This window comes from Priestia sp. P5_B4, assembly GCF_056400385.1.
Genome location: NZ_JBFULJ010000069.1, coordinates 1 through 12,579 on the forward strand (window position 1 = coordinate 1; position 12,579 = coordinate 12,579).

Sequence of the window (12,579 nt, forward strand, 5' to 3'; positions counted from 1 at the left end):
ATTGCAGGCGCATCTTGTTCTCACTCATAAAGAGCTAGAGTGGAGCATTGAAGAAGTTCAATAATCTAAAAAGAGGTTGAGACATAACTAAATGAATTCAACCTAAAGACGAACACATAAGATAGATGAGCTGGACTGCTAGAAGGAACGAAACAGATAAAACTATATTCACCATCACAAAAAAACGAACCACTAATCAAACGTGTTGATTAATGGTTCGTTTTTCACTTGGGCTAAAATATTTTTGTCCCAGCCTCTTTTTGAATAGCCGTATAAAATGGATTTTTCCATTCCATTAGTACAGCGTAGTTGTGTGAATCTTCATCTTCAATATAGTTTGCTGCGAGACCAATAGGCGATCTGCCACAGCGCATTAAAAAGGTCATAACCGGGTCGTAGAGAGTTCCGGCTGATACAAGGTTCATGTATTCAACGGGCGTGTACAAGGAAGACACTGATACGTATCCAGGGATGCGGCACCCGCCAAGCAGCCTTTCTAACTTGTAATGAATCACAACTTCATATAAAGACTGCAAAAGCAGCTTCCCAAGCCCCATCGATCGATGCGAAGGAGTGACGCATACGTCCACTACATAAAGCGTATTACCAGAAGGGTCGTGCGTATGAATATATCCGCTTCCTGTTACTTCATCCCATGTGTGAGCCTCATTTCCTTCCACTGAAACAATCGCGCTTGTGATAGATCCGCATATTGTCCCGTCTATCTCCACGCATAGCGCTCCATCTGGAAAAAGGGACACATGGTTATTTAACTGATCTTTGCTCCATAATAATTCAGAAGGGAAAGGAGGGGGAAAGCTTTCTTCTTGAATCCGAATCAACTCATCGAAGTCATTTGATGTATAGGATCGTACCGTACATGTTACAGGCTTATTTTGATGAAAGACAAAGCATTGCTTTTTATACACTGTTTTTTTGCCTCCTTTAAGTAATAATTTTCAGATAATTAAGTATACCATATGGAAAAAAGAAATTATTTCATATTTATTGAAGAATTTGACGAGAACGTGATAAAGTTAAAAAGATTCGAACTATTAGACGAGGTGAAAGAAATGGATGTTGAATTAAAAGGAAAAACAGCGCTTGTATTTGCGGCGAGCCAAGGGCTTGGCAAAGCGATTGCTGCCAGGCTCGCAGAAGAAGGCGCAAACGTTATGATTGCAAGTCGTTCAGAAGAGAAACTAATCCAAGTAGCGGAAGAGATTTCATACCTTGGAAGCGGACAAGTGTTACATAAAACGGCAGATGTCACGAAAACTCAAGATATTCAAGATGTTATTCAATATACAGTAGATACGTTTGGAACCATTGATATTTTAATTAATAATACAGGAGGTCCTAAAGCAGGGAACTTCCTTTCGTTAACAGATGATGATTGGAAGAATGCATTTGAGTTAAATCTCCTCAGTTATATTCGTATCATTCGTGAGGTAGTGCCCGTTATGAAAAAGAGCGGAGGACGTATTGTCAATATTGCTTCTTCTTCCATTAAAGAGCCAATTGCTGGACTTATTCTGTCAAATACCTTCCGTACAGGAATCGTGGGGCTTACCAAAACACTTGCTTCAGAACTAGCAGAGGACGGTATCTTAATTAACACGGTTGCGCCAGGAAGAATTGCAACAGACCGAGTGAAAGAGCTAGATACTACTCGTGCTGAAAAACTGGGAGTAGACGTTTCAGAAATTGAAGAAGAGATGAGAAACCAAATTCCTCTTAAACGCTACGGTCAGCCTGAAGAGTTTGCAAAAGCCGTTGCTTTCTTTGTCTCGGGAGCGAATTCATATATGACAGGCCAGTCGTTTCTAATCGACGGAGGCATGGTGAAATCTATTTAGTTACATAGAAAAACCCTGCAGCCGCAGGGTTTTTTGTTAAATCCAAGTTGTAACTTGATCCAATGGTAAACGGTCGCTAGCGTGTGCTTCTTTAGCCGCTTTTCCAACTGAGATAAGCATAACCGGAATGTATCGATCCTCAATTTTAAATTCTTCTACAAATTTTTGAGCGTTAAATCCGCCCATTGAGCAAGTGTCTAATCCTTTTGCTTTTGCTGCAAGCATGAATGTCATAGATGCAAGAGAAGCATTCGTAAACGCTGCATCGCGGGCGAAAGCACCGTTTTTATAAGCGCCGTTAATTTGTCCTGACAAAATATTTTTTACGTCTTCTGTCATGTGACCTGCTTCGACTAGTGGGTTGTACACGTCATCTACATTTTTATTGGCTTCTAAATCACCTAAGACAGCTACTACAGCGCCTGCTTCTGTAATTTGTTTTTGGTTGTAAGCAATAGGAAGTAGACGTTCTTTCGCATCTTGGTCTGTAATAACAACGAAATGCCAGTGCTGTAAGTTCCAAGCTGATGGTGACTTCACTGTTGCTTCTAAAAGTTCCGTTAATTCTTCTTTGCTTAATTTAGCTGAAGAGTCATATTCTCGAATCGATGTACGTTCATTTACCACATCAAAAAAATCTTTTGTCATAATAAAAACCTCCGTTAAAAGTATGTATTTCTTTAGTGAATCGATGCACATTTTATAATGATACACTATTGAAGTCAATTTATATGCTTCTAGTATACCCGCTCTTATGTGCTGTCACTCACAAAAAAATGCATACACTTCTTACCATCGGCTTAGCGTGATTGACGAGATGTAAGATAAGCTTCAATTCGATCACAGGCTTCATGCAGCGTGTTCATGGAATACGCATACGACAGGCGTACATATCCTTCACCGTGGGAAGAAAAAGCGCTGCCGGGTACTAGTGCAACACCTGCTTCTTTTACCAACTCCAGGGCAAAATCAAATGAATTGCTGTGGAAGTTCTGAATAGAAGGGAAGATATAAAAAGCACCCGTCGGCTTTTCTACGTCAAATCCCATGTTTACTAATCGGTCATACACATAATTCAGCCTTTGTTCGTATTCTTTTTTCATATCCACCGCATCGTTTTTACCTGCTGTCAGTGCCTCGAGTGCAGCTGCTTGAGAGACAGAAGAAGCACAGCTCACGTTGTATTGATGAACTTTTAAAATATGTTTGGCTAAATAAGAAGGAGCAAATAAAAGGCCAATTCGCCAGCCTGTCATAGAATGAGACTTTGATACTCCGTTAATAACAATTGTTTTCTCTCTCATAGAGGAAATAGAGGCAATGGACTGATGTTTTTTATCAAAAACGAGCTCGCTGTATATTTCATCGGATAGTACAAAAATATTTTTATCGCTTAAAAGAGCGGCAATTTCTTCTAATTCTTGCTGTGACAACGTCACKCCTGTAGGGTTAGACGGATAAGGTAAGATGACGCATCTTGTTTTAGACGTCAGATGTTGTTGGATTAAATCCGCTGTTAGTCGAAATCCTGTTGCGGTTGTATCAATATGTACAGGTTTAGCGCCGTTTAGCCGGATAAGCGGTTCGTACCCTGGGTAAACAGGTCCAGGTAAAATAACTTCAGAATCTTCTTCTAAAATGGTGCGAAGAGCAATGTCAATTGCTTGACTAGCTCCAATGGTCACAATCACTTCATCCGCTGGGTTATAGTGCAAGTCATATTTTTCTTTGACAAATTGAGCTGCTGCCTCGCGCAGTTCTATTGTTCCAGCATTGTGGGTATAAGAAGTTTGGTTACCATCAATTGCAGATTTTGCCGCTTCTTTTACATGCTGTGGTGTTAAGAAGTCAGGTTGTCCAATTGTGAGGGATAAAACATCTTGGTATTGTGAGACCATATTATAAAATGTACGTATTCCTGATAGTTCAATTTCTTTGACACGTTTATTGATTAAGTGCTCCATGGTTTCAAATCCTTCCGCGTATTTTCAACTCATTTTATCACAATGAAAATAGGTAAAAAACCACTATTTGCGCATTTTGCAAATAGTGGTTTTAAGTTAGGCGTTATATAGCTTATTATAAGCAGTTGTTAGTTCATAAAATTGTTCTTCGTCTCTGTTATCTAACGCATCGTCGATAAGAGATTTCAAATGCTGTTTATTAAAGTTTGTACTCATAGTCGTTAAAATACGATCAGCTTCTTTCGCGTAATAGTGTTGGTAAGGTGTGTACTGAGATGAGTGAGGATAGTGATTCATATTTTTTCGATAAGAACTCATAACATAAACCTCCTTTTTTAAAATAAAACGCAGCTTCTATTACTTGAAATGTACCCTTTCTATATAGTTGTTAACCCTGTTTTTAGCTGCGAATGTGCTGAGGTATGTGTTAGGAAATCAGAGATTCCTCGCTTCACGTTCAATTCTAGATTCAAAATAATAAGCGCATAAAAAGACCTGCATATATATGCAGGTCTTGTATATTAGTCAGTGTGTATTTGGCCTTCACGCCAATAAACGGGGGAAACGTAGCCAAAATCAACTTCATGATCGTCCAATGTTACAACGCAGTGATCAGAGCCTTCTTGTTCTTTAATATCTTGATATACAGCTTCTTCTACGTTTTCAATAATGGTCATTTCATTATCGTCATTAAAAAGAATGACGGAGCCTTTCATATTACGAACACCTTCTTTTAAGATTATTCATTCACTTTGTGTAGTATAAACCGTTTTGGCTGTAGAGTCCACAGCTATCTTCGATTTCTTGTTAAAAATTTGTGAACAGGCTTTTAGGAATGAATAAGAAACCCTCTAAATAGAAGAGTAACCGACTTGTCTATTCTTTCTTGAAGGGTAGCAGAGTCGGGTTGGTTGGTACACCAGTAAAGAAGTGTGCCAAAAAAATTAAGTATAGCAATAGAAGCCATTTCTTCGGCAGGGATATCGACTATAAGTTCACCTCGGTCTTGTCCTGTTTGAAAAACTTTTGTAAAATGAGCACGCATTTTTTCAATTTGAAGAATTTCGGATTGTTGAAAGGAACTGTTGGTAATAGCAATATGAAACCAAGAACGGATTAGGTGAGGGTTCGCTTCTTCATTTGATTGTGCTAGTAATAAAAACAGTTGTTTAACAATGGCAGCAGTTGGTTCTTCTGTTTGAAGGAGCTGTTCTAATTTGTAGGAGATACGGTTTGTAAAATTAATTCCAAGGTAGTGAAGAACTTCTTCTTTTGTTTTGAAGTAATTAAAAAATGTTCCCTTTGCTACACCCGCTTCATGGGTAATTTGAGACACAGTCGTTTTTTGATATCCCTGCTGTTGGAATAAAGAGATAGCGGCTTTTTGGATGCGTTTTTTTGTTTCTTCTTTTTGTAATCCTCTGTTCATAAATTACACCTCGTTCGAATAGGAGTAGTCGTTTGACTCAAGTTCATAAGCTAGTATAGAGAAGTAAAGTAGAGCAATTAAAAAACTGAGCAGAGGATGAGACAAAAGGGATCGATGCTCATGTTTTTATATAGTATATAATATTCTGTTAATTCGTAAAACAATATTTTATGTATATGTTTTAGGGAAAAAGGATAACAAAATAAGAAAATTTTTCTTTACGGATATAAGAGCCGGTCACTATAATGGGAAATATGGACTATTAGATAAGCAGGTGAGATGAGAGGAGTAAGTATATGAATCCAGATAAAGGAATACTGTTGGAAAGCGGTACAAACGAATTGGAAATTGTCGAATTTGAGATAGGAAATGTTTGGTTTGGCATTAATGTAGTAAAAGTTAGAGAGATTATTAATCCCGTATCTATTACACCTGTTCCCAATGCGCATTCTTACATAGAAGGTATTATAGAGCTAAGAGGGGAAGTACTTCCTGTTGTTGACATAGCAAAAGCGTTAAAAATGGAACCTTCAAATACGCCTGAAAAAGATAAGTTAATTGTTACAGAGTTCAATCAGCAAAAAATTGTCTTTCATACCCATGCAGTGACGCAAATTCACCGTATTTCTTGGAAAGAAATTGAGAAGCCTTCAGATTTGTATCAAGGTTTGGAAACGCAGATTACTGGAGTGGTAAAATTAAACGGTCAAATGATTCTGCTGTTAGACTTTGAAAAGCTGATTTCTGACGTGAACCCTGATGCGGGTATTAATCAGTCGAAAATCAAAAAGCTAGGGGCTAGGGAACGCTCTAATAAAAAGATTGTCGTGGCTGAAGACTCACCGCTGCTGCGCCGAATGATTGAAGATACTCTTGCACAAGCAGGTTATGAGAACACGGAATTTTTTGAGAACGGTGAGGAAGCGTGGAACTATCTGAGCTCAGTGATCGATGAAGGTGTGGAAATCAGTGATCAAGTCCAGCTGCTTATTACAGATATAGAAATGCCGCAAATGGATGGGCATCATTTAACTAAAAAAGTGAAAGAAAATCCTCAGCTTTCTATACTTCCAGTCATTATCTTCTCTTCTCTTATCACAGAAGATTTACGTCACAAGGGAAAGATGGTAGGAGCGGAAGGACAAGTAAGTAAGCCGGAAATCGGAGAGCTTGTTGAGTTGATCGATCTCTATATTTTGTAGGATCACAAAAAAGTGCCTGAAAGCAGATTGCTCCACTTCAGGCACTTTTTTAAAAATAACTTTTACCCAGCGGTTTAAACACAGGTGCTTGCCGTTTTCTTGGAGTCGAAACAGGGCTTTTAGCCGGCTGTACGAGATGACCCGTATATTTAGATAATAAGCGCTTCGCATAAGATAATGACATAGTCGTTTTGGGATTTCGATACTGATGGTTTAAATGGCCGAGGTGTGATAACTCTTTGAAGTCTTCTTTCTTTGGAGGCATATGGAAAAAGTAGTCTCCAACTGATACAAGTACATCTGATTTTTGTTGACTTTTACCAGGGTTTGGCGAAAAGTGAAGTCCTTCTTTTTTGGCTTTTCCTTCTAAAATTAGTTGATCTAATGCAATTTTCTTTAACGTATATAACTGCTTAGGATCAGGAGCAGCTTTTGCGTGACGATTTACAGTGAAAATAGCTTGTGCAATCTCAGATACAGACGGGGTCAAAGAGCCTTGTCCATTTGCTTGAGACATACGTTCACTCCCTTTCTATCATATCAGCTGTTCAACCTATAAGGTGAAAGCTGATACGTTCATTATAGCGTGTCTTGTCCCATTTGAAAATAATTACACGAAGAAGTATTTTGGTAATTAATGAAATTTCCTATGTATAGGGTTTGTTTTGTTACGCTTCCTTATACAAGTAAAGTGGAACAGCACGCCATACTTTTTATTTTTAAAAAAATGCTGTTCCCACAGTTAAACCATCATTGATTAGTAAATCCCGAACTATTGAGCCATTCGTCGAGAAGGTCGAATATAAACACCAGTCCCATTTGGCACAATTTGAGCTAGCTCATTTACTTGGGCATTATACATGCGAATGCATCCTTTGGATACGGCTTTTCCAATAGAACTTGGATCATTTGTTCCGTGAATGCCATATGACTTTTTAGACAAGCTTAGCCACATTGTGCCAAAAGGCCCCCCGGGGTTTGGCTCCCGGTTAACGATAACAAAGTCTCCAGTAGGGGTTGTGCTCAGCATTTTTCCTGCTGCAATGGGATAGACTTTTTGTATGATATTATTTCTTCGTAATTCAAGCTGCTTTTCAGCAATAAACACGTGGATCGTGTAAGGAATGAGCTCTTTATCAGGAAGGTTTGGAATGATGATTACTTGCCCAGGCTTCAGCGTACTATGGCTTACAAAAGGATTAGCCATCCACAGATCTTCAACCGGAGTCCGGTAGTCACCTGAAACGCTTTGCCAGGTTTCACCGCGCTTTACTATATATCTCATTAACTTCGCTCCTTTGATATATGACTATGTTGTAACAGTATACGGTTGAAAAAAGTAAAAGTGACTTTTGTGAGCATAAAGTTATTTTGAAAAGGTGTTGAAATTACATTGACTTATAAACATGGACTGATTGATATAGGTTCAAATACGATACGCCTTGTTATTTATGAATACAAAAAAGGCAGAGGATTTAAGCAAATTGAAAACGTGAAAGTAGCTGCACGGCTTCGAAATTATTTAAGTAAAGAAGGAGTGTTAACGGCTAAAGGAATATATACCTTGCTTGATACGCTTAAAACATTTGGAGTTATTATCAAGCATCAGCGGCTGCCGCACGTTACCTGTGTGGCCACAGCTACCATCCGTCAAGCGGCTAATGCAAAAGAAGTTCTAGCGCTTGTAAAAAAAGAAACGGGCTTTTCTATTCAACTATTGTCTGAAGATGAAGAAGCGTATTACGGCTTTGTTGCCGTTATTCATTCCACTTCGATCGAAGAAGCCATTACAATTGACATTGGCGGGGGAAGTACGGAAGTTACGTATTTTCGCAATCGGGAGTTAGTGCAGTACCACAGCTTTCCGTTCGGTGCCTTATCTCTGCGTCTCCAGTTCGTCAAAGGCAATATTCCCACTGCAGAAGAAAAAGTAAAAATCCGCGATTTCGTGATCCGGCATTTCCATACTGTTCCGTGGATTTTAAATCGCCAAGTTCCGATTGTAGCAATTGGAGGAAGTGCAAGAGGTATGGTTCAGGTGCATCAAGGTTTTATCCACTATCCTCTCGCCGGGCTGCATCAATATGAAATGAACTTAGCTGATATATTGCATGTGAAATCTGCTATAGGCTCATTGTCTTATCACAATCTTCAAAAGCTAGACCGCTTGTCAAAAGATCGTGCGGATACAATTTTGCCAGCGATTGAAGTATTTCAATTATTATATGAAACAGTCAACGCGACTCGCTTCATCTTAAGCCGCAAAGGCTTAAGAGAAGGGGTGTTATTTAAGGAAGCGTCTGATGCTAATATCCAGTCAATGTACCCCGATGTCATACAGCAAAGTTTTCAAGAAATAATGGAAGAGTTTGAAGTAAATAAAGATTATGTCAAACAGCTTACCCGCACAGCTATTATGATGTTTCAGCATCTTAAGGAGCAGGGAACGGTTGATTTAAAAGAGGATGACTTAGCGCTTCTTATAAAAGCTGCGCAAGTGTATGATATAGGAGAGTATATTGATGCCGAATCAAGCAGCCAGCATACGTTTTATGTGCTTGCTAATCGTACAATCGATGGAATTTCACATAGAGAACGTTTAAAGCTGGCACTTGTTTCTTCATATAAAGGAAAGTCTTCTTTTAGGCAATATGTTGCTCCTTTTAAAAAGTGGTTAACAAAAGAAGAACAAAAAAAAGTCCAGCTGCTCGGTGCGGTTTTAAAAATAGCTGACGGTTTACATGCAACAAAGCGAAATGTTATTCAACATATTGACATGAAAAGCGATGAAAACACAGTTACGATTAAACTATTATGTACAAAAAACTTTCGTCCTGAACAATATCAGGCTGAAAAACAGAAAAAGCATCTAGAAAAAGTAGTGAAAAAAAATATTGTTCTTGAATTTGCTAAGCTTTAGAATAACGCTGAATCGGTTAGAATATTCAGTATAGCTAACTAGATTAAATCCATTATCCTGGAAGGTGAGGCTAATGTTAGAAAGTAATCGCACTTATAGGCAAACCATACAAGTGGCTGATTCAGCTTATTACAATAATCGTGAATTGAGCTGGCTGGCTTTTAACAAGCGGGTGCTGGAAGAAGCAGTAGATACGAAAAACCCTTTGCTTGAGCGGTTTAAATTTCTAGGAATTTTCAGTTCAAATTTAGATGAGTTTTTTATGATTCGGGTAGCCGGATTAAAAGATCAAGTGAAAGCTGGATTTAGCAAACCTGAAAACAAAGCAGGCTTAACTCCTAAACAGCAGCTATTTTCTATCTCTAAACAAAACCACGATCTAGTCAAGCAGCAGTATGATACGTATATTCATACACTTCTTCCCGAATTACAGAAATACGGCGTGGAAATCATTGCGGTTGAAAAGTTGGAGAAATCAAATCTAGATACGCTTGAACAGTATTTTGACGAGCAAATCTTTCCCGTATTAACTCCTATGGCTATTGATACCTACCGGCCGTTTCCTATGTTGATGAATAAAAGCTTGAACTTAGCAGTCGTCCTTTCAGAAAATTTAAATGATGAGCAGCAAATTGCTGAAATAAAAGGAAGGCTAGCTATCGTTCAAGTACCTTCGATGCTAATGCGCTACATTGAAATAGCCACATCAGATTCTACCCGTCTATTTGTATTGCTAGAGGATGTGATTGCCTATTTTATTAAGAAGTTGTTTAAGGGATATCGCGTTTCTTCCGTTTCTCAATTTCGAATTACCCGCAACGCAGATATGACTATTCACGAAGAAGACGCTCAAGATTTACTAAAAGAAATTGAAGAAGAGTTACAGAAGCGAAAATGGGGAGCGGCTGTGCGTCTTGAGATTAAGAGTCCATATGATCAGGGTGTACTAGCGTATTTAGAGTCAGTACTTGAAATTGACGATGAAGATGTGTATGAGATCGAAGGACAGCTGGATTTAACCAGTTTATTTTCGTTTTATAGATTACTTAAATCTACGCATGAAGAGTTGGCTGAAAAAGCCTTTATTCCTAAGCTTACAACAGAGTTACACCCGGATCAAAATATTTTCGATCAAATGATTCAAAGAGATATTTTGCTTCACCATCCTTATGAATCGTTTAAGCCGGTACTCGATTTTGTTAACGGTGCAGCAGACGATGAAAATGTACTTGCTATTAAGCAAACGTTATACAGGGTAAGCGGAGATTCTCCCGTTATTAAAGCATTAAAACGAGCGGCTGCAAAAGGTAAGCAAGTGACGGTACTAGTTGAACTAAAAGCGAGGTTTGATGAAGAGAATAATGTGCAATGGGCTAAAGAGCTAGAGCGGGCAGGGTGTCACGTGATATATGGAATGACGCATTTAAAAACGCATGGTAAAATTACGCTCGTGGTGAGAAGAGAAGGAGAGCATATTAAACGGTTTGTTCATCTTGGTACTGGGAATTACAACGATGCCACAGCAAAGATCTATACGGATATAAGTCTTTTTACTGTCAACCGAAACATCGGGATAGATGCGGCCAATTTTTTTAATTACTTAAGTGGCTATACGCAAAAACCAGTATATCATCATTTATCCGTTGCACCATTTGATATAAGAAATGATTTTTTGCATCTCATTGATCAGGAAATCCATTATCATAGACGGTATGGCAATGGAAAAATCATTGGGAAAATGAACTCATTGACGGATAAAATTTTAATTATGAAGCTATATGAAGCTTCTATAGCTGGTGTGACAATCGAACTCATTGTTAGAGGAGCGTGCTGCTTGCGCCCTCAAATTCAAGGCGTTAGCGAGAATATAAGAGTAAGAAGCATTGTCGGACGATTTTTAGAGCATAGCCGAATCTATTATTTTCATCATAATAAACAGGAAAAGTTTTTCTTTTCATCTGCAGATATGATGACAAGAAATATGGTGAAACGAGTAGAAATTTTATTTCCTATCTTGGATACATATTTGAAAAAAAAAGTGTGGAAGTGGCTTGAAGTTATGCTTGCTGATAATGTAAAAGCACGAGAACAAGACCAAGAAGGGAATTATCGTTACGTCATAAAAAAAGACCATGAGCTCTCTATTAATAGTCAAGAGATTTTTTGTCAATATGCTCTTTGCGACAATCAAGAATAACATAAAAAAAGCCGAGTGGTCGGCTTTTTAGTCATGTTATTATCTAGGAATGGGACCAACAGGACCGTATCCAGGTCCGTAGTATGTGTTATAAACAGGAGCACCGCCTCCATAGCCGGCACCAGGGAAGCCTCCTCCAGGAAATCCTCCTCCAGGAAATCCACCGCCGTAAAACGGAACTGGATAAGGATAAGGTGGTGGACAGCACCCAGGTCTGCCTCCAAAACCGCCAACAGCTAGTCCGCCAAGCAGCCCACCAGCTAAGCCAGCAACAAAAGGAAATCCAAAAAAGCGCTCGTCACCATTTGGAATATTACGATATCCTGTATAGGGATATTGATAGTACATAATTTAACCTCCTTGTCAGTTGTCTTTGTAGTGTATGGCTGAACGGAAGTTTTTGAGCCTGGTTTATTTCTTTAAGACTAGAATTAGGCGGTCATGATCAGCTAAAAAAAGACAAAAAACATAAAAACGCCCCGTAAGGGCGTTTTTATGTTGATTGCAGGGTGAAAAGCGTAATTTCAGGCGTAGCTAAAAAACGAAAAGGAATGCGAGTGGTTCCTAAGCCTCTATTCACATAAAGCTTCATTTTAGAATCTCCAACTTCGTACATTCCTTCAGGGTAAACCGTCCCAAAGGGCGGTGTAATCAAAGGACCGTAAAAAGGAATTTGAATTTGGCCTCCATGACTATGGCCGGAGAGCTGAAGATCTACTGGAAAAGGAGCTGCTTTGACAGCAACGTCCGGTTCATGAATCATAGCAATAGAAAAAATATCCGGCTGTAATTGCCCTAGCGTTCCTTCATATTGTGGATTCCCAAGCATAATATCATCGAGTCCACAAATATGAATGTAGCTTTTATCAGGCATGGATACCGTGTCAACTTCATTTACTAAAAGTCTAAATCCTGCGTCTTCAATGGCTTGTTTATAGATATTTGTTCCATATCCTCCGTGATCATGGTTACCATATATAGCATATTTTCCAAGAKGAGCCTGAAGCC

14 protein-coding genes are annotated in these 12,579 nt (G+C 38.8%); 4 read left to right on the forward strand and 10 right to left on the reverse strand.

Annotated features, from left to right (window positions below; genetic code table 11):
• Window positions 1-233: 233 nt before the first annotated feature.
• Window positions 234-929 (reverse strand): GNAT family N-acetyltransferase, encoded by a 696-nt coding sequence (locus AC1DRF_RS09350; protein WP_043979589.1) that lies wholly within the window; start codon window positions 927-929, stop codon window positions 234-236.
• 144 nt (window positions 930-1,073) lie between these two features.
• Between AC1DRF_RS09350 and AC1DRF_RS09355 the strand changes: the two genes are divergently transcribed.
• Entirely contained in the window at window positions 1,074-1,859 is a 786-nt protein-coding gene (locus AC1DRF_RS09355) for an SDR family oxidoreductase (RefSeq protein ID WP_427075466.1), read from the forward strand.
• Between the two features lie 36 nt (window positions 1,860-1,895).
• Here the strand turns inward: AC1DRF_RS09355 and AC1DRF_RS09360 are convergent, their stop codons facing one another.
• The 5 genes from AC1DRF_RS09360 to AC1DRF_RS09380 all read right to left on the reverse strand — a co-directional run bounded on the left by AC1DRF_RS09360 (window position 1,896) and on the right by AC1DRF_RS09380 (window position 5,252).
• Window positions 1,896-2,507 (reverse strand): nitroreductase family protein, encoded by a 612-nt coding sequence (locus AC1DRF_RS09360; protein ID WP_025749407.1) that lies wholly within the window; start codon window positions 2,505-2,507, stop codon window positions 1,896-1,898.
• A 152-nt stretch (window positions 2,508-2,659) separates the two neighbouring features.
• Window positions 2,660-3,823 (reverse strand): aminotransferase A, encoded by a 1,164-nt coding sequence (locus AC1DRF_RS09365; protein ID WP_427075465.1) that lies wholly within the window; start codon window positions 3,821-3,823, stop codon window positions 2,660-2,662.
• A gap of 96 nt (window positions 3,824-3,919) precedes the next feature.
• Entirely contained in the window at window positions 3,920-4,141 is a 222-nt protein-coding gene (locus AC1DRF_RS09370; protein WP_013082268.1) for an IDEAL domain-containing protein, read from the reverse strand.
• Window positions 4,142-4,344: 203 nt separating this feature from the next.
• Complete coding sequence (locus AC1DRF_RS09375) at window positions 4,345-4,539, reverse strand: hypothetical protein (protein WP_013056022.1); 195 nt, start codon at window positions 4,537-4,539, stop codon at window positions 4,345-4,347.
• Window positions 4,540-4,652: 113 nt separating this feature from the next.
• Window positions 4,653-5,252 carry a TetR/AcrR family transcriptional regulator gene (locus AC1DRF_RS09380; RefSeq protein ID WP_043979581.1) on the reverse strand — a complete coding sequence of 200 codons (600 nt, stop codon included), beginning with the start codon at window positions 5,250-5,252 and terminating at the stop codon, window positions 4,653-4,655.
• A gap of 296 nt (window positions 5,253-5,548) precedes the next feature.
• On the opposite strand from AC1DRF_RS09380, the gene AC1DRF_RS09385 reads away from it, so the two are divergent.
• Window positions 5,549-6,454 carry a chemotaxis protein gene (locus tag AC1DRF_RS09385; RefSeq protein ID WP_013082270.1) on the forward strand — a complete coding sequence of 302 codons (906 nt, stop codon included), beginning with the start codon at window positions 5,549-5,551 and terminating at the stop codon, window positions 6,452-6,454.
• 49 nt (window positions 6,455-6,503) lie between these two features.
• Here AC1DRF_RS09385 and AC1DRF_RS09390 read toward each other — a convergent pair whose 3' ends face one another.
• Together AC1DRF_RS09390 and AC1DRF_RS09395 are read right to left on the reverse strand one after the other, a co-directional pair.
• Entirely contained in the window at window positions 6,504-6,971 is a 468-nt protein-coding gene (locus tag AC1DRF_RS09390; protein ID WP_013056025.1) for a YkyB family protein, read from the reverse strand.
• Window positions 6,972-7,226: 255 nt separating this feature from the next.
• Window positions 7,227-7,739, reverse strand: coding sequence for a L,D-transpeptidase family protein (locus AC1DRF_RS09395; RefSeq protein ID WP_034653493.1), 513 nt, complete (start codon window positions 7,737-7,739; stop codon window positions 7,227-7,229).
• Window positions 7,740-7,847: 108 nt separating this feature from the next.
• On the opposite strand from AC1DRF_RS09395, the gene AC1DRF_RS09400 reads away from it, so the two are divergent.
• Window positions 7,848-9,374, forward strand: a complete 1,527-nt coding sequence (locus tag AC1DRF_RS09400) for a Ppx/GppA phosphatase family protein (protein WP_427075464.1) — start codon at window positions 7,848-7,850, stop codon at window positions 9,372-9,374.
• Window positions 9,375-9,447: 73 nt separating this feature from the next.
• On the forward strand, window positions 9,448-11,571 hold the full coding sequence (locus tag AC1DRF_RS09405) for an RNA degradosome polyphosphate kinase (protein ID WP_427075463.1): 2,124 nt from the start codon (window positions 9,448-9,450) through the stop codon (window positions 11,569-11,571).
• Between the two features lie 39 nt (window positions 11,572-11,610).
• Here AC1DRF_RS09405 and AC1DRF_RS09410 read toward each other — a convergent pair whose 3' ends face one another.
• Both AC1DRF_RS09410 and AC1DRF_RS09415 read right to left on the reverse strand, forming a co-directional pair.
• Window positions 11,611-11,919, reverse strand: a complete 309-nt coding sequence (locus AC1DRF_RS09410) for a hypothetical protein (protein ID WP_427075462.1) — start codon at window positions 11,917-11,919, stop codon at window positions 11,611-11,613.
• Between the two features lie 145 nt (window positions 11,920-12,064).
• A partial coding sequence (locus AC1DRF_RS09415) for a metallophosphoesterase (RefSeq protein ID WP_477740637.1) occupies window positions 12,065-12,579 on the reverse strand: 515 nt, incomplete at its 5' end.

Coding starts and splice junctions, on each gene's coding strand:
- AC1DRF_RS09410 (WP_427075462.1), bottom strand. CDS start 11,919: ATGTACTATCAATATCCCTATACAGGATATCGTAATATTCCAAATGGT.
- AC1DRF_RS09370 (WP_013082268.1), bottom strand. CDS start 4,141: ATGAGTTCTTATCGAAAAAATATGAATCACTATCCTCACTCATCTCAG.
- AC1DRF_RS09380 (WP_043979581.1), bottom strand. CDS start 5,252: ATGAACAGAGGATTACAAAAAGAAGAAACAAAAAAACGCATCCAAAAA.
- AC1DRF_RS09355 (WP_427075466.1), top strand. CDS start 1,074: ATGGATGTTGAATTAAAAGGAAAAACAGCGCTTGTATTTGCGGCGAGC.
- AC1DRF_RS09390 (WP_013056025.1), bottom strand. CDS start 6,971: ATGTCTCAAGCAAATGGACAAGGCTCTTTGACCCCGTCTGTATCTGAG.
- AC1DRF_RS09405 (WP_427075463.1), top strand. CDS start 9,448: ATGTTAGAAAGTAATCGCACTTATAGGCAAACCATACAAGTGGCTGAT.
- AC1DRF_RS09395 (WP_034653493.1), bottom strand. CDS start 7,739: ATGAGATATATAGTAAAGCGCGGTGAAACCTGGCAAAGCGTTTCAGGT.
- AC1DRF_RS09360 (WP_025749407.1), bottom strand. CDS start 2,507: ATGACAAAAGATTTTTTTGATGTGGTAAATGAACGTACATCGATTCGA.
- AC1DRF_RS09385 (WP_013082270.1), top strand. CDS start 5,549: ATGAATCCAGATAAAGGAATACTGTTGGAAAGCGGTACAAACGAATTG.
- AC1DRF_RS09375 (WP_013056022.1), bottom strand. CDS start 4,539: ATGAAAGGCTCCGTCATTCTTTTTAATGACGATAATGAAATGACCATT.